Annotated in this window: 17 protein-coding genes and 1 tRNA gene; 15 read left to right on the forward strand and 3 right to left on the reverse strand. The window is 64.3% G+C overall.

Features of this window, described 5'->3' with window-relative positions:
• Positions 1-560 precede the first annotated feature (560 nt).
• Together WG900_RS09085 and WG900_RS09090 are read left to right on the forward strand one after the other, a co-directional pair.
• Positions 561-1,280, forward strand: a complete 720-nt coding sequence (locus WG900_RS09085; RefSeq protein ID WP_339966527.1) for a DUF2924 domain-containing protein — start codon at positions 561-563, stop codon at positions 1,278-1,280.
• Entirely contained in the window at positions 1,277-2,908 is a 1,632-nt protein-coding gene (locus WG900_RS09090) for a recombinase family protein (protein ID WP_339966529.1), read from the forward strand. The genes WG900_RS09085 and WG900_RS09090 overlap by 4 nt, the downstream gene beginning before the upstream one ends.
• A 212-nt stretch (positions 2,909-3,120) precedes the next feature.
• Here the strand turns inward: WG900_RS09090 and WG900_RS09095 are convergent.
• Positions 3,121-3,195: transfer RNA gene (locus WG900_RS09095), tRNA-Thr, on the reverse strand.
• Positions 3,196-3,503: 308 nt separating this feature from the next.
• Between WG900_RS09095 and gpmA the strand changes: the two genes are divergently transcribed.
• From gpmA to WG900_RS09145, 10 genes are all read left to right on the forward strand, one after another.
• Positions 3,504-4,190: a 2,3-diphosphoglycerate-dependent phosphoglycerate mutase gene (gpmA, locus tag WG900_RS09100; RefSeq protein ID WP_339966531.1), complete on the forward strand. Its 687-nt coding sequence runs from the start codon at positions 3,504-3,506 to the stop codon at positions 4,188-4,190.
• Between the two features lies 1 nt (position 4,191).
• Entirely contained in the window at positions 4,192-4,683 is a 492-nt protein-coding gene (gene purE / locus WG900_RS09105) for a 5-(carboxyamino)imidazole ribonucleotide mutase (RefSeq protein WP_339966533.1), read from the forward strand.
• 5 nt (positions 4,684-4,688) lie between these two features.
• Positions 4,689-5,744, forward strand: coding sequence for a 5-(carboxyamino)imidazole ribonucleotide synthase (locus WG900_RS09110; RefSeq protein ID WP_339966535.1), 1,056 nt, complete (start codon positions 4,689-4,691; stop codon positions 5,742-5,744).
• The gene (locus WG900_RS09115) at positions 5,741-6,226 is read left to right on the forward strand and encodes a dihydrofolate reductase (RefSeq protein ID WP_339966537.1); all 486 of its coding nucleotides are present in this window, start codon (positions 5,741-5,743) and stop codon (positions 6,224-6,226) included. The genes WG900_RS09110 and WG900_RS09115 overlap by 4 nt, the downstream gene beginning before the upstream one ends.
• A gap of 7 nt (positions 6,227-6,233) precedes the next feature.
• Positions 6,234-7,148: a bifunctional riboflavin kinase/FAD synthetase gene (locus WG900_RS09120; RefSeq protein WP_339966539.1), complete on the forward strand. Its 915-nt coding sequence runs from the start codon at positions 6,234-6,236 to the stop codon at positions 7,146-7,148.
• Between the two features lie 3 nt (positions 7,149-7,151).
• A complete protein-coding gene (locus WG900_RS09125; RefSeq protein WP_339966541.1) occupies positions 7,152-8,252 on the forward strand; it encodes a glycerophosphodiester phosphodiesterase family protein in 1,101 nt (366 codons plus the stop codon).
• Positions 8,253-8,312: 60 nt separating this feature from the next.
• The gene (gene ileS / locus WG900_RS09130; RefSeq protein ID WP_339966543.1) at positions 8,313-11,132 is read left to right on the forward strand and encodes an isoleucine--tRNA ligase; all 2,820 of its coding nucleotides are present in this window, start codon (positions 8,313-8,315) and stop codon (positions 11,130-11,132) included.
• Positions 11,129-11,647 carry a signal peptidase II gene (gene lspA, locus WG900_RS09135; protein ID WP_339966545.1) on the forward strand — a complete coding sequence of 173 codons (519 nt, stop codon included), beginning with the start codon at positions 11,129-11,131 and terminating at the stop codon, positions 11,645-11,647. The genes ileS and lspA overlap by 4 nt, the downstream gene beginning before the upstream one ends.
• Before the next feature lie 3 nt (positions 11,648-11,650).
• On the forward strand, positions 11,651-12,073 hold the full coding sequence (locus WG900_RS09140; protein WP_339966547.1) for a DUF3035 domain-containing protein: 423 nt from the start codon (positions 11,651-11,653) through the stop codon (positions 12,071-12,073).
• A gap of 109 nt (positions 12,074-12,182) precedes the next feature.
• The gene (locus tag WG900_RS09145) at positions 12,183-13,412 is read left to right on the forward strand and encodes an NAD(P)/FAD-dependent oxidoreductase (protein ID WP_339966549.1); all 1,230 of its coding nucleotides are present in this window, start codon (positions 12,183-12,185) and stop codon (positions 13,410-13,412) included.
• Here the strand turns inward: WG900_RS09145 and queG are convergent.
• Positions 13,399-14,472, reverse strand: coding sequence for a tRNA epoxyqueuosine(34) reductase QueG (gene queG, locus WG900_RS09150; protein ID WP_339966551.1), 1,074 nt, complete (start codon positions 14,470-14,472; stop codon positions 13,399-13,401). The genes WG900_RS09145 and queG overlap by 14 nt on opposite strands.
• 45 nt (positions 14,473-14,517) lie before the next feature.
• Between queG and WG900_RS09155 the strand changes: the two genes are divergently transcribed.
• The 3 genes from WG900_RS09155 to msrB all read left to right on the forward strand — a co-directional run bounded on the left by WG900_RS09155 (position 14,518) and on the right by msrB (position 17,495).
• Positions 14,518-15,561 (forward strand): ABC transporter ATP-binding protein, encoded by a 1,044-nt coding sequence (locus WG900_RS09155; RefSeq protein WP_339966553.1) that lies wholly within the window; start codon positions 14,518-14,520, stop codon positions 15,559-15,561.
• Entirely contained in the window at positions 15,558-16,793 is a 1,236-nt protein-coding gene (locus WG900_RS09160; RefSeq protein WP_339966555.1) for an ABC transporter permease, read from the forward strand. The genes WG900_RS09155 and WG900_RS09160 overlap by 4 nt, the downstream gene beginning before the upstream one ends.
• A gap of 195 nt (positions 16,794-16,988) precedes the next feature.
• Complete coding sequence (gene msrB / locus WG900_RS09165) at positions 16,989-17,495, forward strand: peptide-methionine (R)-S-oxide reductase MsrB (protein ID WP_417597388.1); 507 nt, start codon at positions 16,989-16,991, stop codon at positions 17,493-17,495.
• 21 nt (positions 17,496-17,516) lie between these two features.
• On the opposite strand, the gene WG900_RS09170 is transcribed toward msrB, so the two are convergent.
• A complete protein-coding gene (locus tag WG900_RS09170; RefSeq protein ID WP_339966557.1) occupies positions 17,517-18,164 on the reverse strand; it encodes a PilZ domain-containing protein in 648 nt (215 codons plus the stop codon).
• Positions 18,165-18,300 lie beyond the last annotated feature (136 nt).

Here is an 18,300-nt window from a genome sequence, read left to right on the forward strand (position 1 = left end):
AAGGCGGGCGATGCAGTCGCGTATGGCTTCCTTGTCGATCAGGGCCTGAAGTTGATCGCTTCTATCCATAGGGCTCTCCCGGGGCTGTTTGCTTGCATGATCACGCCTTTCGGCCGGATGCGCAAGCGTCGCAGCGATATTGAGTAATCCCTTTGTGGGATTTTTCAGTCATGACGCAATGTATTAGCGGGACAAGAGGGCTCTGTTTGTCACTAAGCTGTTGGAATATCTACAACAGTTCCGCCTCATTTCTGAGAGCGAAGCAGCCCTTCTGTAAGGGAGTCATGCCGCAAAAATCGGCTAGGTACGAGCCTAAACTCGGATCAGATGGGCGCTTCATCCATGGGCCGCGCGCAGGTCTTCTAGCTGTTATCACTCGGGAAATTCGATCACGCATTGAACTAACCCCGACATTCCATTGGACTTTCAGCGCACCGCAAGCATTCGTGCAACTCATGCATCCGGGCACGAACCGCCGGGTGCAGCCCTGATCGGCATGACCGGCAGGGCTTTGGGTGGTGGGAGCCGTGATCGGCATGGCTCCTGACAGGAGAACACCCATGACAGGCAATGAAACCATCAGGCCAGTATGCAAGCGCCCGCGCAGAATCGCCCGCAAACCAGAAGCCGATCCTGCACAAGCGATCCCTAGGCGCACGACCAAAAGCGAACTGGTCATCTTGATGCTGTCTGCTGCGGGCGGTGCGAGTTTGGACGAACTGATCGCTGCTACCGGTTGGCTGCCGCACTCTACCCGGGCAGCGCTCACAGGTCTCAAAAAGAAGGGACACAATGTCACGAGCGAGAAGCTCGGCGAAGTCCGTCGCTACCGCATCGAAGGGCGGGGTGGCCTGATGGGCTGGACATCAACGGGCATGCAGCGAATTGCTGACCTTTCCGGCGACACTCTGGCATCGGCGTGGACGGCCACCTTCGCGAGCCCGATGCCAGAAGTGGCGCCTTCGCTTATCCGCCGGGCGCTTGCCTATGAGCGGCAAGAGCGCAAATTCGGTGGACTGCCCCAGGTTGCCCGGAAGCACCTCGAAGCCGTGTCTGCTGGTGTGATCGCAGCCAATCCGGAACCGCCCAGGAAGCTGAAGCCCGGAACTCGGCTGATGCGTGAATGGAACGGAACGATGTACACCGTGCTCGTCACGGCTGACGGCTTCGAATTTGGCGGAAGGAACTGGCGATCCTTATCCGTGATCGCCCGGCACATCACGGGCGCGCGATGGTCTGGACCTCGCTTCTTCGGTCTGAAACAAGTCGCCAGCCGATGAGCCGGACGAGCCCAAAACCGGTGCGCTGCGCGATCTACACCCGCAAATCGACGGAGGAAGGTCTGGAGCAAGCGTTCAACAGTCTTGATGCCCAGCGCGAGGCGTGTGCTGCATATGTCCTGTCCCAGCAACACGAAGGCTGGATCTTGTTGCCCGACCTCTACGATGATGTCGGTATTTCGGGTGGCACCATGGACCGGCCTGCGATGCAGCGACTTTTGGCTGATGTGCGCGAAGGCAAGGTGGACGTCATCGTGGTATACAAGGTGGATCGGCTCACCCGGCGCCTGGTCGACTTCGCCAAGATCGTCGAGGTTCTGGATGAAGCGGGAGCCAGCTTCGTGAGCGTTACACAGGCGTTCAATACGACCAATTCGATGGGCAGGCTTACCCTCAATGTGCTCCTTTCCTTTGCCCAGTTTGAGCGTGAAGTGACAGGCGAACGTATTCGCGACAAGATTGCGGCATCCAAGCGCAAGGGCATGTGGATGGGCGGGCCCGTGCCGATGGGGTACGACGTGGTTGACCGAAAACTGGTGATCAATCCGGCCGAAGCGGAGATGGTCCAACAGATCTTCAAGGGCTACCTGACTGCCCAGACCTTTGAAGCACTCGCGACAGATCTTGCTGAGCGGGGCTTTCGGTCGAGGCCACGAACAACTCGCACTGGTCGGGCGCTTGGCGGTAACCCGTTCAGTCCCGGCGGACTGCGGCACATCCTGGCCAACCGAATTTACCTTGGGGAGGTCAATCACAAGGGCCAGATCTATCCCGGCGAACACGACGCCATAATTGATCATCCGCTTTGGGACGCGGTACAAGCTCGCTTGATCGGCGCGGCGAAACGACCTCGCACCGGTTACATCAGCCCGCTGGCAGGCCGGATTTTCGATGCTGACGGTCAGCGTCTCTACAGCAGTCACGGCAAAACGCGCGGCAAGCGTTACAGCTACTATGTCAGTAGCACGAGGGATAACCGGGAAGGCTGGCGTTTGCCTGCAGCAGATATCGAATCTCTGGTCCAGCAATCCCTCGGCAATTTCCTCTCCGATACTGTCAGGATCAGCGGCGAATTGGGTTCGATTGGTCTACCAGAGAATGCCGCCGCTCAGCTGGCGCTGCTGACCCCTTGCATGGGCAGCGCCGCCTCACTCGGAAAAACCCTGGACCTCCTCGATGCACGTGTTTCCATCTATTCCGACTCGCTCAGGATCGAACTTGACCGCGCATTACTTGCCGAAATCATCAAGGCGAGCGCCCGTGCGAACCTCGTGCAAGGCCCAGTCGTACTGTCCTCACCTGTCTCGCTCAAGCGCCGGGGCATTGAACTACGGTTGGTTTATGCAGTACCAGATGATCGGCCAGCGCGCCGCGACCCCCACCTTATCGACTTGATTCGCCGAGGCTGGGCAGCCTGGAAAAAACTGTCCACCGAGCAGCGCTCTAAGAACCCTATCGAACGAAGTCACCTCGTCCGCTTGGCGCGGCTCCGCTTTCTCGCACCCGATATCACGTTGGCCATTATCGAAGGGCGGCAACCCGTCGAACTCACTGCCCGGTCGCTTCTACGTTGCGGCGATCTTCCGGTGGATTGGAACGAGCAACGCCAGGTGTTCGGCTTCGCCTGAACCTCGCGACCGCAGCCTACGGCTGCAAAATCCCCCACAGGACACGAAAATCGCGTTCAGAGATTAGCGGCTCGTCCGAGCTCAGAATCGAAGCCTGCTGTGCTGTCTCTGTCCTGGGAGCGAATCGCCGATACCCGCAAGCGCGCAGAACTGCGGGCGTTTGGCGCCAGCCATGTGCCGGGATTTCAAATCCTGCACAAACGGCAGTGAAATGGTGCTGCTGGGGAGGATTGAACTCCCGACCTCAGCCTTACCAAGGATGCGCTCTACCACTGAGCTACAGCAGCCAACCATTTCTTCGCCGTCCCGCAAGCCGCAAGGGCCGCCGGACAGGCGGGCGCTATTGTCCGCGCGGGCCGGCAATGTCAAGGACGGCTTGAGCCTGCGGGCATTTCGGTGAAAGAAACTGGCGCAATGAGCGAAACCGGAACACCAATGAGCCGCGAGGAACGACTGGCGGCCCAACTGCGCGAGAACCTGAGGCGGCGCAAAGCGCAGAGTAAGGCGCGCGAATCCGCAAACGAAGCGCCCCTTTCCAAATCCCCGCCCAGCCGCTAGGGGCGGCGCTTCCTTGCGCTTTGAGGGAGTTTGCACGGTGCCGCGCCTGATTCTCGTTCGCCACGGCCAGAGCCAGTGGAACCTGGAAAACCGCTTCACCGGTTGGTGGGACGTCGACCTTACCGAGAAGGGTGAGGAAGAGGCCCTCGCCGCTGGCCGGCTCCTCGCGGAAAAGGGCATGCTGCCCGACATCGCCTTCACCTCTTTCCAGACCCGCGCGATCCGCACGCTGCACTTCGCGCTCGAAGCCATGGGCCGGCTGTGGATCCCGGAAACCAAGGACTGGCGGCTTAACGAGCGGCATTATGGCGGCCTGACCGGGCTCGACAAGGCCGAGACGGCAGCCAAGCACGGTGACGACCAGGTCAAGATCTGGCGCCGGTCGTTCGACATTCCGCCGCCAGTGCTCGAAGCCGGCAGCGAGTTCGATCTTGCCCGCGACTTGCGTTATGCCGGCATCGCGATCCCTTCGACCGAGAGCCTGAAGGACACGATCGCCCGCGTCCTGCCCTATTACGAATCGTCGATCGTGCCGCACCTGCGCGCCGGGTCGACCGTGCTGGTTTCCGCCCACGGCAACAGCCTGCGCGCGCTGGTCAAGCACCTCTCGGGCATTTCGGATGATGACATCACAGGCCTCGAAATCCCGACCGGCCAGCCGATCGTCTATGAACTCGATGACGAACTGAAGGCCACCGAACGCTATTATCTGGCGGATCGCTGATATGGCGGCACCTGTTGCCCCCTTGGTCGCCATCGTCATGGGCAGCCAGTCCGACTGGCCGACGATGAAGTGCGCCGCTGATGCGCTGGACAAGCTGGGCGTCGCACACGACGTCCGCATCGTTTCGGCACACCGCACGCCTGACCGGCTCGTCGCCTTTGCCAAGGGCGCCGAGGCCGAGGGCTTCAAGGTGATCATCGCCGGAGCTGGCGGCGCGGCGCACCTGCCGGGCATGGTCGCCTCGATGACTCACCTGCCGGTGCTCGGCGTGCCGGTGCAGAGCCGCGCGCTTTCCGGGCAGGACAGCCTGCTTTCGATCGTCCAGATGCCTGCCGGAATCCCGGTCGGCACGCTGGCCATCGGCGAGGCAGGCGCGACCAACGCCGGGCTACTTGCCGCCGCGATCCTTGCAGGTAACGACCCCGCGCTGACCGAGCGCCTCAAGGCCTACCGCGCCGCGCAAAGCGACGGCGTGGCGCAGCGGCCCTCGTAAGCAAGATGATCCCTCCCGGCGAGACCATCGGCATCCTGGGCGGCGGCCAGCTTGGCCGGATGATCGCCATGGCCGCCGCGCAGCTGGGCTACCGGGCCCACGTCTATGCGCCCGAGGCCGAATCGATCGCCGCCGAAGTCTGCGGCGGGTTCACCTGCGCCGCCTGGGACGATACCGAGGCGCTGGCCCGTTTCGCCGCCGACTGCGCGGTGATTACCTACGAGTTCGAGAACGTGCCTGTCGCACCGCTTGCGCCGCTGACAGACAAGCTGCTGGCGCACCCGCGCGCGCTGGAAACCGCGCAGGACCGGGTCAACGAAAAGACTTTCGTCGAAGCGCTGGGCGGCCGGCCCGCGCCGTGGGCGGCGGTTAATTCGCGCGCTGATCTGGATGCGGCAATCGCCCGGATCGGCACACCCGGCATCCTCAAGACGCGGCGTGACGGCTATGACGGCAAGGGCCAGTGGCGGATCATGTCGCCAGCCGATGCCGAGGGACTGGACCTGCCGGCAGCGGCCCTGGTCTACGAAGGCTTCATCGATTTCCGCGCCGAATTCTCGGTCCTGATGTGCCGCGGCGCGGATGGCGACATCCGGTTCTGGGACACGCCCGAGAACGTCCACAAGGGCGGCATTCTCTCGGTCTCAACCATCCCGGGCTCCAACCTCGTGCAGGATCAGGTCGCCGAAGGGCGCGCGCTTGCCGCCAAAGTAGCCGAGGCGCTGGACTATGTCGGCGTCCTGACGCTGGAGTTCTTCGCCACCGAAAACGGCCCGGTATTCAACGAGATGGCCCCGCGCGTCCACAACTCCGGTCACTGGACCATCGAAGGCGCGATCACCAGTCAGTTCGAAAACCACGTCCGCGCGATCTGCGGCCTGCCGCTGGGCGACACCCGCCTCGCCGCCAAGGGCGTGGTGATGAACAACCTGATCGGCGACGAGGTGCACGACTGGGCGCAGATCCTCTCCGACCCGGCCAACCACCTACACCTTTACGGCAAGGCCGCCGCACGCCCGGGTCGCAAGATGGGCCACGTCACGCGCCTCATCCTGAAATGAGCGCCGAGGTCTTCCTGATCTACGCCCGCGCCGAAAATGGCGTGATCGGCAACAAGGGCCAGTTGCCCTGGCACCTGCCCGCAGACCTCAAGCATTTCAAGACCTTGACCATGGGCAAGGCGATGATCATGGGGCGCAAGACCTTTGATTCGTTCCCTGCGCCGCTCCCCGGCCGCCGCCATATCGTGCTGACCCGCGACCGGAACTGGCAAGCGCATGGGGCAGAGGTGGCCCATTCGGTGAATGAGGCACTGGACCTGGCGGGGGATGAGCCGGTAGCAGTGATCGGCGGGGCAGAAATCTACGCCCTGTTCCTGCCACTCGCTGAATGGATAGAACTGACTGAAATCGCAGGCGAATATGAAGGCGACACGATGATGTCGCCGCTTGGGGACGAGTGGCAGGAAGTGGCGCGTGAGGCGCACGCCGCTGCGGATGGCAAGCCTGCCTACGCTTTCGTCACGCTCAAGCGGGGCCTATAGCCGCACCATGATCCGGCTCGATCACCGCGAACCCATGCCCGATGCCTTGCGCGGTGCCGTGCTGGCGCTGGGCAATTTCGACGGGTTCCACCTTGGCCATCAGGCCGTGGTGGGCGAGGCAATACGATTTGCAAAGGAACTGCAACGCCCCTGCATCGTCGCTACATTCGATCCGCATCCCATGCGCTACTTCCGACCCGACACTGAGCCCTTCCGCCTGACCACGCTCGACCAGCGCGAGGCGCTTTTTGGTGACGCCGGAGCCGATGCCATGCTTGTGTTCCACTTCGATGGAGCGCTTGCCGGAATGGATGCAAAGGACTTCGTCGCTGGCCTGCTCGCCGGTCAACTTGGCGTGGCCGGAGTGGTCACGGGCGAGGATTTCACTTTCGGCAAAGGGCGCGCTGGCGCAGCGAAGACTTTTGCCGAGCATGGCCTGCTGGCGCACACGGTTGGCGCGGTGATGGACGGCGAAGCGCCGGTATCATCCAGCCGCATCCGCACCGCGCTGAAGGCTGGCAACTGCGAGGAAGGCACGCGTCTCCTGACCCGGCCTTTCGCGGTGCGCGGCGCGGTGCAGCATGGCGACAAGAACGGGCGGCTGCTCGGCTTTCCCACCGCCAATATCGACATGGGCACCTACCTGCGCCCGCGTTACGGCATCTATGCCGTCACCGGCCACCTGCCCGATGGTCGCGTGCTGAAAGGCGCGGCGAACCTTGGCGTGCGGCCGACTTTCGATCCGCCCAAGGAGCTGCTGGAGCCGCACTTCTTCGATTTTTCCGAGGACCTCTACGGTCAGGAAATCGAAGTCGCGTTTCACAAGTTCTTGCGGGGAGAGGAAAAATTCTCCAGCCTTGAATCTCTGAAGGACCAGATGGCACGCGACTGCGCTCTGGCGAAAGAGGTTCTGGGGGACTGAACTTTGAGCGAATACGACGACGCGGACGATGACCTTCCGCCGCCGCAGAACCGCACGATCGTCTGGCTGAAACGCGTGGGCATGGTGCTGGCGCTGCTCCTGCTCATACTCTCCTTCGTCAACGCCAGCTGGCTCGCCCCGATCCCGCGCGGCACGGTGAAGCTGGTCGCGCATCGCGGCACGTCGCAGCAGTTCAGCCACAAGGGGCTGGACAACCAGACCTGCACCGCCACCCGCATCGAACCGCCGGTGCATGATTACCTTGAGAACACTCTGCCCTCGCTGACCTCGGCGGTGGCGCTGGGCGCGCAAGCGGTGGAGGTGGACATCGCGCTGACCACCGATGGCCGTCTGGCCCTGTTCCATGACTGGACTCTCGATTGCCGCACCGATGGCAAGGGCGAGGTTCGCTCAAAGACCATGGCGGAGCTGAAAGCGCTCGACCCCGGCTATGGCTATACCGCGGACGGCGGCAAGACCTTCCCCCTGCGCAGCTTCAACCGCGGGCAGATCCCGGCACTGGAAGACGCGCTGGCAGTGCTGCCCGACACCGGAATCGTGTTCAATTTCAAGAGCCGCGACGCCCGCGAGGCGGACCAGCTCGCCGCCGCGCTCAAGTTCCTTGGCCGCGATGTGATCAAACGCGGCGACGGCTTTCTCGGCACCGAGGTTCAGGCCGCCCGCATCCGCAAGGCCTTCCCCGGCGTCTGGGCCTTTTCCAAGGAAGGCGCGAAAGCCTGCACCAAGGCCTATCTCGCCGCCGGCTGGTTCGGCTTGGTGCCGGACGCCTGCAAGGGCGGCACGCTGTTTGTCCCGCTCAATTACCAGTGGGCCTTCCCCGGCTGGCCCAACCGCACGCTCGCCCGCATGAACAGCGTAGGCGCGCGGGTGGTCCTCGTCGGCCCGATGGGTGACGACCTGCCGATGGGGCTCGACCTGCCCGAACAGATCGGCAAGGTGCCCGCCAGCTTCACCGGCTATCTTTGGGTGGACGATATCTACGCCGTGGGCCCGGCGCTGCGTCCTTATTACAACAAGCGCAGCCCCGAGAAGGAGATGGCGCTGGCGAAAAACCTTGAAGCGCGGCGCAAGGCGCGGGAGTAATCCTCCCCGTGCCGGGGAGGAATTGCGCGAAACCGCCCCGCCCGCTAAGGCCCGCCGCGTATGACTGAAAAGCGCGACTTTAGAGACACCGTCTTCCTGCCGAAGACCGATTTCCCCATGAAGGCCGGCCTTCCGCAAAAGGAGCCCGGCATCCTGTCGCGCTGGCAGGAAGAAGGGATCTATCAGCAGCTGCGCGCCGCACGCGCCGGGCGAGAGAAGTTCATCCTTCACGATGGCCCGCCCTATGCCAATGGCGACATGCACATCGGCCATGCGCTCAACCATATCCTGAAAGACATGGTGGTCCGCACGCAAAGCCTGCTGGGCAAGGATGCGCCCTATGTTCCCGGCTGGGACTGCCATGGCCTGCCGATCGAGTGGAAGGTCGAGGAACAGTATCGCAAGAAGAAGCTCAACAAGGACGAGGTTCCGGCCGCGGAATTCCGCGCCGAATGCCGCGCCTATGCCCAGCACTGGGTCGATACCCAGCGCGAGCAGCTGAAAAGGCTCGGCATCAATGGCGATTGGGACAATCCCTATCTGACCATGGATTTCCAGGCCGAGGCGACCATCGTTTCGGAACTGATGAAGTTTGCGGAGTCGGGCCAGCTATATCGCGGCGCCAAGCCGGTCATGTGGTCGCCGGTCGAAAAGACCGCACTGGCCGAAGCCGAGGTCGAGTACGAGGATATCGTCTCGACGCAGATCGACGTGGCGTTCGAGATCACCGAATCGCCGATTGCCGAACTGGTCGGTGCCCACGCGGTGATCTGGACGACGACGCCTTGGACGATCCCGGTCAATCAGGCTTTGGCTTATGGGCCGGAGGTTGATTACGTGCTCATTGAGGAAAGCAATGGACAACGCTTTCTCGTAGCCGATGCACTCGATGCCAACTTCGGAGCCCGTCTAGCGCACACGATTGGCCGAACGACCGAATTTACACAGGTTTGGCAAGGCAAAGGCTCCGACCTCGCCGGAACCATCGCCCGCCACCCGATGCACGCGCTCGGCGGCTTCTTCGCCAAGCCCCGCCCGTTCCTGCCCGGCGACTTCGTCACCACCGAGAGCGGCACCGGCCTCGTCCACATGGCGCCGGACCACGGCGAGGACGACTTCCTGCTGTGCAAGGCCAACGGGATCGAGCCGGTCTTCGCGGTCGAGGGCGACGGCAAGTACCGCGAGGACTGGGCATGGCTCGGCGGCGAGGGGTCGGTCATCAACCCGAAGTTCAACGCGCCCGACGGCCCGATCTGCACCGCGCTGCGCGAAGCGGGCGGTTTGCTCGCCGCCTCAGCCGACTACAAGCATAGCTACCCGCATTCGTGGCGTTCCAAGGCCAAGGTGATCTTCCGCTGCACCCCGCAGTGGTTCGTGCCGATGGACAAGAAGGTCGACCGGCAAGCCGCGCTCTGCGCCACCGAAGCCGGCATCCGCGCCGAGCAGGGTGAAGGCGAAACGCTGCGTGACCTTGCGCTCAAGGCCATCACCGACACCCGCTGGGTCCCCGCCAAGGGTGAGAACCGCATCCGCTCGATGGTCGAGGGCCGCCCCGACTGGGTGCTGAGCCGCCAGCGCGCATGGGGCGTGCCGATCACGCTGTTCGTCAATCGCAAGTCGGGCCAGTACCTCTGCGATCCGGCGGTCAACGCGCGAATCATCGCCGGCGTGCGCGAAGCGGGCGTCGATGCCTGGACCGAGGAGCGCGCGCAGGAATACCTCGGCGCCGATTATAATGCCGACGATTTCGAACGCGTCACCGACATTCTCGACGTGTGGTTCGATTCGGGCTGCACCCATTCGTTCGTGCTCGAAAGCGGGCGTTGGCCGGGCATGCAGTGGCCGGCCGACCTCTACCTCGAAGGCAGCGACCAGCATCGCGGCTGGTTCCAGTCGAGCCTGCTGCAAAGCTGCGGTACGCGCGGCCGGGCGCCGTACAACGCGGTGCTAACTCACGGCTTCACGATGGACGCCAAGGGCATGAAGATGTCCAAGTCGCTCGGCAACACGATCAGCCCGCTGAAGGTGATGGAAACCAACGGCGCGGACATCATCCGCCTGTGGGCGCTGTCGGTCGACTATACCGAGGATCACCGCATCGGTGACGAGATCCTCAAGGGCGTGGCCGACCAGTACCGCAAGCTGCGCAATACCTTCCGCTATCTGCTGGGCGCGCTGGACGGATTCAGCGAGGCCGAGAAGGTCGGCGTGGAGGCCATGCCCGAGCTGGAACGCTATGTGCTGGCACTGCTGGCCAAGCTGGACGCGACATTGAAGCAGGCGGTCGCCGACTTCGATTTCAACACCTATGTCCGTGCGCTGACCGACTTCTGCAACGAGGACCTCAGCGCCTTCTTCTTCGATATCCGCAAGGATTCGCTTTACTGCGACTCGGCGGATGATCCCAAGCGCATGGCCTATCGCACGGTGCTGGACACGCTGTTCCATGCCTTGGTGCGCTACGCCGCACCGGTGCTGGTGTTTACGGCGGAGGAAGTCTGGGGGACGCGCTATCCGGACGAGGGTTCGGTGCATCTGCTGGAGTGGCCCACCGTGGCCGCCGCCAATGCCGACGAGGCCAAGTGGGCAGACCTGCGCGCCCTTCGCGCTCAGGTGCTCGAAGCCATCGAGCCGCTGCGCCGCGAAAAGGTGCTGGGCTCGGGCCTTGAAGCCGAAGTCACTGTTCCCGCCGAAGCACCCGAGGCCGACCTTGCCGAACTGTTCATCACCGCCAAGGTCTCGCGCGGTGATGCCGTTTCGGTGAAGCGCACCGACAACCACAAGTGCGGCCGCTGCTGGCGGCACCTCCCCGATGTCACCGAGGACGGCGATCTTTGTTCACGCTGCGACAATGTCGTCGCGGGCATGGACGCGGCATGACCAGCACCCGGCGTCTCGGCTTCCTGATCGCCGCCTTCATCTTCATCGCCGATCAGGCGCTGAAGTGGGCGGTGATGGGGCCGCTCGCGCTGCGCGACCGGTTCCTGCAGCAGATCGAGATCCTGCCCTTCTTCCGCCTGACCTGGGCGGAGAACCGGGGCATTTCGCTCGGGCTGTTCACGGCCGAGGGTGAAACCGGGCGCTGGATTCTGGTGGCAGTCACCGCGCTGATCGCCTGCGGCGTGGTTTACTGGATCCTGCGCGAGACGGCGAAGGCCGATATCCTCGCGCTCGGCGCCGTGCTCGGCGGGGCTATCGGCAACATCGTTGACCGCGTGCGGCTGGGCTATGTCGCCGACTATGCCGACCTCCATTTCGGCGAATTTCGCCCCTTCATGATCTTCAACCTTGCCGATGCGGCCATTTCCATCGGCGTTTTGATAGTGCTTGCCCGTTCGCTGCTTTCGCGCGAAAAGGCAGATAACCAACCGGCGGGTTCCGCCTCGGAGAGCTGATACATGCGTAAGTCCATCGCCTTCACGACCCTGATCGGTGCCTCGATGCTGCTTTCAGCCTGCGGCAGCAGCGGGCTGCTCAGCCGTGACCGGCCTGACGAATTCGCCGTGCAGCGCCAGGCGCCGCTGGTCGTTCCGCCCGATTTCTCGCTGACCCCGCCGCAGCCCGGCGCGCCGCGTCCGGCTGATTCGACCGCTGCCGTGCAGGCGCAGGAAGCGCTGTTCGGCCCCGGTCCGAACCGCAGCGAAGTGGAAAAGAACACCATCGGCCGCGCCGGCACCTCGGCTCCGGGCATCCGCTCGACCGTGGGGGATCCGCAGACCAACACCGTTGCCAAGGGTGCGATCACGCGTGACGTGCTCGTCGCTCCCGAAGGCGATGGCCGCGAAGCGCAGGCTGTCGCCGGCCCCGCGAACGGCGGCTGATCCCACCTGCAGGGGCTAACCCTTCTGCCTCAGAGCGATTAACAAGGCCCGGCGCTTGACGCGCCGGGCCTTTTCGCGTTTCGGAGGGCACGAAAAGGAGTTTGCGAGCATGAGTGCAGCGGATGTCGTGATCGTCGGGGCCGGGCATGGCGGGGCGCAGTGCGCCATCGCGCTCAGGCAGAACGGTTTCACCGGAACGGTCGCCATGATCGGGCGCGAGAGCGAGCCGCCTTACGAGCGCCCGCCGCTGTCCAAGGAATATTTCGCCCGCGAAAAGACCTTCGACCGGCTCTACATCCGCCCACCCCAGTTCTGGGACGAAAAGGGCATCGACCTGCAGCTGGGCGTTGAGGTGACGGCGGTCGATCCGGCGGCAAAGCAGCTCACCCTCTCCAATGGTGAGAGCCTGAGCTATGGCACGTTGGTGTGGGCAACCGGCGGAGATCCCCGGCGGCTGCCGGTTCCGGGCGGCATGCTCGCCGGCGTCCACGCCGTCCGCACCCGCGAGGATTGCGACCAACTGATGGGCGAGATCGACGGCGGCGTGAAAAGCATCGCGGTGATCGGCGGCGGCTATATCGGGCTTGAGGCGGCGGCGGTGCTGACCAAGCTGGGCTGCAAGGTCACCCTGCTTGAGGCGCTCCCCCGCGTTCTCGCGCGCGTTGCCGGGCCGGAGCTTTCCGCCTTCTACGAAAAGGAACACCGCGACCACGGCGTCGACCTGCGCACCGAGGTGACGGTCGAATCGCTCGAGGGTGAGGGCCGCGTCACCGGCGTGAAGCTAGGCGATGGCACGGTCGTCCCTGCCGACGCGGTGATCGTCGGCATCGGCATCATTCCCGCCGTCGGCCCGCTGATCGCTGCCGGCGCGGCCGGAGGCAACGGCATCGACATAGACGACCACTGCCGCACCTCGCTGCCCGATGTCTACGCCATCGGTGACTGCGCCGCTTTCGCCTGCGACTTTGCCGACGGCATGGTGATGCGCGTCGAATCGGTGCAAAACGCCAATGACCAAGCGACCTGCGTGGCCAAGGCGATCTGCGGCGATGCCAAGCCGTACCACGCCTTCCCGTGGTTCTGGTCCAACCAGTACGACCTGCGCCTGCAGACCGCCGGTCTGTCGGTCGGCTACGACCAGACGGTGGTCCGCGGTTCGCCCGAAGAGCGCTCGTTCTCGGTCGTCTACCTCAAGAACGGCAAGGTCATCGCGCTCGACTGCGTCAACATGGTCAAGGACTATGTGCAGGGGCGCAAGCTGGTCGAGGCGGGGGTGTCCCCGGATCTCGCGCAGCTTGCCGATGCTTCGGTTCCGTTGAAGGAACTTATCCCGGCCTGAGCCGCGATGCTGCCCACGCAGCGGCATCGGCCACGGCTGGGTCGGGATCACTGAGCAGCGCCTCTACTTGCGGCATCAACCCCGCGTCCGCGCTGTTCCCCGCCGCGTAGAGGCAGTTCCGCACAAACCGGTCGCGTCCGATGCGCTTGATCGGCGAGCCGGAAAACAGCCTGCGGAACCCCGCATCGTCGAGCGCCAGCAGCTCCGCTAGCTTCGGCGCGGCGAGTTCGGCGCGGGGCAGGAAGGCGCGGTTGGCGGCGGCGCTGTCGGCAAATTTGTTCCATGGGCAGGCGGACAGGCACAGGTCGCAGCCATAGATCAGATTGCCCAGCGCCGGGCGCAGCGCTTCGTCCACCGGGCCCTTGTGCTCGATCGTCAGGTAGGAAATGCAGCGCCGCGCATCGAGCTTGTAGGGCGCGGGGAAGGCATTTGTCGGGCACACGCGCTGGCAGGCATCGCACGATCCGCAGCGGTCGCGGCCCGGCTCGTCCGGGGCCAGTTTCAGCGTTGTGTAGATCGCGCCGAGGAACAGCCAGGAGCCGTGCTCCCGGCTAACAACATTGGTGTGCTTGCCCTGCCAGCCCAGCCCCGCCGCCTCGGCCAGCGGCTTTTCCATGACCGGCGCGGTATCGACGAAAACCTTCACCCCGATTCCACCAAGCCCGCGCCTCTCGGCCTCGGCCACAAGCCAGCGGGCGAGGTGCTTGAGCGCCTTCTTCACCGTGTCGTGATAGTCCGCGCCCTTGGCATAGGCCGAAATCCAGCCGCGCGATGGCTCGCCCGCCAGCGCCAGCGGATCGCCTGCCGGGGCATAGCTCATGCCCAGCGCGATCACGCTTTTTGCCTCGGGCCAGAGCCCCTGCGGGCTGCGGCGGTGGTGCGCGCGGCTTTCCATCCACTCCATCTGGCCATGCGCGCCCCCTGCCAGCCAATCGTCCAGCCGCGCGGCGCGCAGCGGATCTTCACCCGCCGGGGCAATACCGCAGGCGACGAAGCCCAGCCGCCGAGCCTCTTCGCCCAGCGCAGCCTTTATTTCAGCGGTTACCGGCCCATTAACCAAACTTGGCGCGCTCCTCTTCACAGGGGATGATTATTGCGGCACCCCATGAAGATGGACCTAGGCCAATGGCAACCGGTGGGCAACGCGCCCGCTCCCGAACTCTCCGGCATCTCGGCAGCGAGTCCAAAGCTTGCCATCGAGGCGCGCGGGCTGGTGAAGCGGTTTGATGGCTTTACTGCCGTCGACGGCGTCGACCTGTCGGTGCCCGAAGGCGCGATCTACGGCGTGCTCGGCCCCAATGGCGCGGGCAAGACGACCACGCTACGCATGCTTCTGGGGATCATTGATCCAGACGAAGGCTATCGCCGCGTGCTGGGTGCCGAGCGGCCGCATGATGTTGCTCACACCATCGGCTACCTGCCCGAGGAGCGCGGGCTTTACCCGGCGATGAAGTGCCACGAAGCCATTGCCTTCATCGGTGCGCTGCGCGGCCTGCCGCTGGAAGAAGGCCGCCGCCGGGGCAAGCTGCTGCTGGAAGAGCACGGCCTTGGCTATGCCGCAGACCGCCAGATCCGCCAGCTTTCCAAGGGCATGGCGCAGCAGGTGCAATTGCTCGCCACGCTGGTCCACGAACCCCGGCTGGTGATCTTCGACGAACCGTTCTCGGGTCTCGACGCGCTTAATCAGGGCAAGCTGGAACGCATGATGCGCGGCCTCGCCGAAAAGGGCACGACCGTGATCTTTTCCACCCACGTCATCGCCCATGCCGAGCGGCTGTGCGATTCGGTAGCGATCATTGCCGGCGGCAAGGTGCCCTTCGCCGGGCCAGTCGACGTGGCGCGTGATCGCATCCGCCCGCAGGTCCGCCTGGAAACCCGGGCCGGTGATGGGAACTGGCGCGCAGCGCTCCCCGCCGATGCCCGCCGCGAGCAGAAAGCCGATGGCAGCACGTTCTGGTATTTCGACCTGCCGGGCACCGGCATCGAACCGCTGCTGCGCGCGCTGATCGAAGGCGAGGCCGGCATCCTGTCGCTGTCCATCGAACGCGCCGGCCTGCACGATGCCTTCGTCGCGATTGCCGGTGAGGCCGCAGCGCGCGCGCTGGAAGAAGTGCCCGATGAGGCTCTTGCCATGGAGAAGGGTCGATGAGCGGCGCAATTTCATCGGGTCGCCTGTCGACCTTGCAGGCGGCGCTGGTCGTCGCGCGGCGCGATTTTGGCGCGATCCTGTTCAGCCGGACGTTCTTTTTCTTCCTGCTCGGGCCTCTGTTCCCGGTGATCGTCGGCATTGCCGCCGGATCGGTGAAGCAGGAGACCGAACAGGCCGCCGCGCGCCCGGTGCTGGGCGTGGTCATGGCTCCGCGCGATGCCGATGCGATGATCGCCGCCGGCGCCGCGCTGCGGCCTGAACTTGGCTACAACGCGCCCGACATGGCCGTGGTGAAGAAGCTGCAGCCGGGTGAGACGATCAATGCCGCGCAGGTACTGAAGGATAGTCAGGGCAACCTTGCCGCCGTCGTCACCGGAACCATCGCCAAGCCGCAGCTGACCGGCACCGAAGGCCAGATCGCGGCGTGGAGCGGGCCGGTCGCGCTGATCGCCGGGCGCGCTGCCGATGGCAGCCCGCAGGCCCTGCCAAAGGTCGCGCTCGCCGCCACGGCAAGCAGCGTGGCAAGCGAACGGGGCGGCCAGATGCGCACGGCGCAGGGCGGGCAGATGCTGCTGTTCCTGCTGACAATGATGCTGGCCGGCATGGTGCTGTCCAACCTTGTCGAGGAAAAGGCCAACAAGATCATCGAGGTGCTGGCCGCAGCGATCCCGATGGAGGCCGTGTTCTATGGCAAGCTGTTCGCCATGCTGGGCGTGTCGCTGGTCGGTATTGCCGTATGGGGCGCGGGCTTTGGCGGGCTGATCCTGCTGGGTAGCGATACGCTGAGCGGCCTTACCGCCCCCGCCGTGGGCTGGCCCGCTTTCGTCGCCCTTGGCATCGGCTATTTCGCCATGGCTTACCTGCTGCTCGGCTCTGTCTTCCTGACGATCGGTTCGATGGCCTCGACCGTGCGCGAGGTGCAGACAATCTCTATGCCGGTGTCGATGTCGCAGCTGATGATCTTCTTCTTCGCCACTTATGCCGCCGCCATGCCGGACACCGGCATATCACTGGCGGCAGAGCTGATCCCGTTCTCCTCGCCCTTCGCCATGCTGGCGCGCGCGGCGCAGGACGGGGCGGTGCTGCCGCATGTCATGGCGGTCGCCTGGCAAGTGATGTGGGTGGCGATTTTCGTACACTTCGGATCGCGGTTGTTCCGCCGCCGGGTGATGAAGTCCGGTCCGCAACAGGCGCGCACCAAGAAGAGCAAGGGACAGCCGGCCCCAGCCTGACCCTTCAAGAACAGCCTGACCCTTCAAGAACAGCCTGACCCTTCAAGAACAGCCTGACCCTTCAAGAACAGCCTGACCCTTCAAGAACAGCCTGACCCTTCAAGGACAGCCTGGCCTTCAAGAACGGCGTGACCTTTAACTCGCCATGTTTCCGGCCTATATCCTGTGCAGGGCAGGATCGAGGAGACCGGAAACATGACCGAGTACAATCCCTATCCTGAAATGCTGAGCCGCCGCCGCATGGCGCAGTGGCTTGCCGCTGCCGCGGCCATACCGCTGGTCACCGCCTGTGGCAGCGATGCCGAGGCGAAGACCTATCCGGTGCGCTTCACCGATGCCGAATGGAAGAAGCGGCTGACCCCGCCGCAGTATTACATCCTGCGCCAGAAGGGCACCGAACGCCCCGGCACCTCGCCGCTCGACCGCGAAAAGCGCAAGGGCACCTTCGTCTGTGCGGCGGATGGAAATCCGCTTTTCGCCTCTACGACGAAGTTCGACAGCGGCACCGGCTGGCCGAGTTTCTGGAAGCCGCTGCCTGGCGCAGTCGCTACGTCGACAGACTGGGACGTTGGCATGCCGCGCACCGAAGTGCACTGCGCACGCTGTGGTGGGCACCTTGGCCACGTGTTCGACGATGGACCCAAGCCCACCGGCAAGCGCTATTGCATGAACGGCGCGGCAATGGTGTTCCGCCCCACCTGATCTAGCGCCTGCTCTGGCCTTTCAGCCCTTGAGCGCCCGCTTGAAGATCGCGTCCTGCGGGTCGTCCGAAATCGCGGGCGGGAACGGCTGGAGTTCGAACAGCAGGCGGGCGAGCTGGTCGAGCTTGAAGGTTTGCTCGAACACCAGTCCCACGCCCCTGCCCTTGCGCCAGCGCACCTTGCCATCAAGCTGCGGCAGGCCGCGCGCGGTGAGCGAAACGCGCTGTTCGAGGGCGAGCGGCGCTTCGCATTCAAGGCTGCCGCCCTGCTGGGAGATGTTGCGCAGGACGGCGGGATAGTCGCATCCCCCGGCGGTAAGTCTTGCGTCAAGCGTCAGCCGCGCGCGGACTTGCCGTTTGCGATAGCGGCTGCGTTCCTCGATCAGGTGTTCGACCGCCGCCGCCTGGGCAAAGACAAAGCCCGCCTGATCGCCGCGTTCCCACATCTTCTCGATGTCATAACGGTCGCCATTGCCCAGTTCGAGCACCATCAGCGCTTGGGCGGGAAGCGGGTGAAACAGCCGCAGTCGCGCGCCCCTGGAGGCGACATCGCGCAGGATGCACAGGTATTCGCCGCTGCGGCAAATAACCTTGGCCGGGCGCAGCAGCAGCACCAGCCGCTGTTCTTCCCGCTTTTCCTGTCCGCCGAACCCCGGGTCCGGCGCGTCCATCCTGTCTACCATGCAATACCCCAGCGCAGGCCATCCTCCGATGACCTGTTACAGGTGCAAACTATGCTAACTGCTTGAAACAGGTGCTGCGAAACGTGGCTAACGCAGCATTTACTATTTCGATTGTGAAATCGGC

The organism is Novosphingobium aquae (genome assembly GCF_037572715.1).
Classification (GTDB): Bacteria; Pseudomonadota; Alphaproteobacteria; order Sphingomonadales; family Sphingomonadaceae; genus Novosphingobium; species Novosphingobium aquae.

Bases quoted from the DNA above. Each gene is read 5' to 3' on its own strand.
- WG900_RS09085 (WP_339966527.1), top strand. From the start codon at position 561: ATGACAGGCAATGAAACCATCAGGCCAGTATGCAAGCGCCCGCGCAGA.
- WG900_RS09090 (WP_339966529.1), top strand. From the start codon at position 1,277: ATGAGCCGGACGAGCCCAAAACCGGTGCGCTGCGCGATCTACACCCGC.
- purE (WP_339966533.1), top strand. From the start codon at position 4,192: ATGGCGGCACCTGTTGCCCCCTTGGTCGCCATCGTCATGGGCAGCCAG.
- WG900_RS09110 (WP_339966535.1), top strand. From the start codon at position 4,689: ATGATCCCTCCCGGCGAGACCATCGGCATCCTGGGCGGCGGCCAGCTT.
- WG900_RS09115 (WP_339966537.1), top strand. From the start codon at position 5,741: ATGAGCGCCGAGGTCTTCCTGATCTACGCCCGCGCCGAAAATGGCGTG.
- WG900_RS09120 (WP_339966539.1), top strand. From the start codon at position 6,234: ATGATCCGGCTCGATCACCGCGAACCCATGCCCGATGCCTTGCGCGGT.
- ileS (WP_339966543.1), top strand. From the start codon at position 8,313: ATGACTGAAAAGCGCGACTTTAGAGACACCGTCTTCCTGCCGAAGACC.
- lspA (WP_339966545.1), top strand. From the start codon at position 11,129: ATGACCAGCACCCGGCGTCTCGGCTTCCTGATCGCCGCCTTCATCTTC.
- WG900_RS09140 (WP_339966547.1), top strand. From the start codon at position 11,651: ATGCGTAAGTCCATCGCCTTCACGACCCTGATCGGTGCCTCGATGCTG.
- WG900_RS09145 (WP_339966549.1), top strand. From the start codon at position 12,183: ATGAGTGCAGCGGATGTCGTGATCGTCGGGGCCGGGCATGGCGGGGCG.
- WG900_RS09155 (WP_339966553.1), top strand. From the start codon at position 14,518: ATGAAGATGGACCTAGGCCAATGGCAACCGGTGGGCAACGCGCCCGCT.
- WG900_RS09160 (WP_339966555.1), top strand. From the start codon at position 15,558: ATGAGCGGCGCAATTTCATCGGGTCGCCTGTCGACCTTGCAGGCGGCG.
- msrB (WP_417597388.1), top strand. From the start codon at position 16,989: ATGACCGAGTACAATCCCTATCCTGAAATGCTGAGCCGCCGCCGCATG.
- WG900_RS09170 (WP_339966557.1), bottom strand. From the start codon at position 18,164: ATGGACGCGCCGGACCCGGGGTTCGGCGGACAGGAAAAGCGGGAAGAA.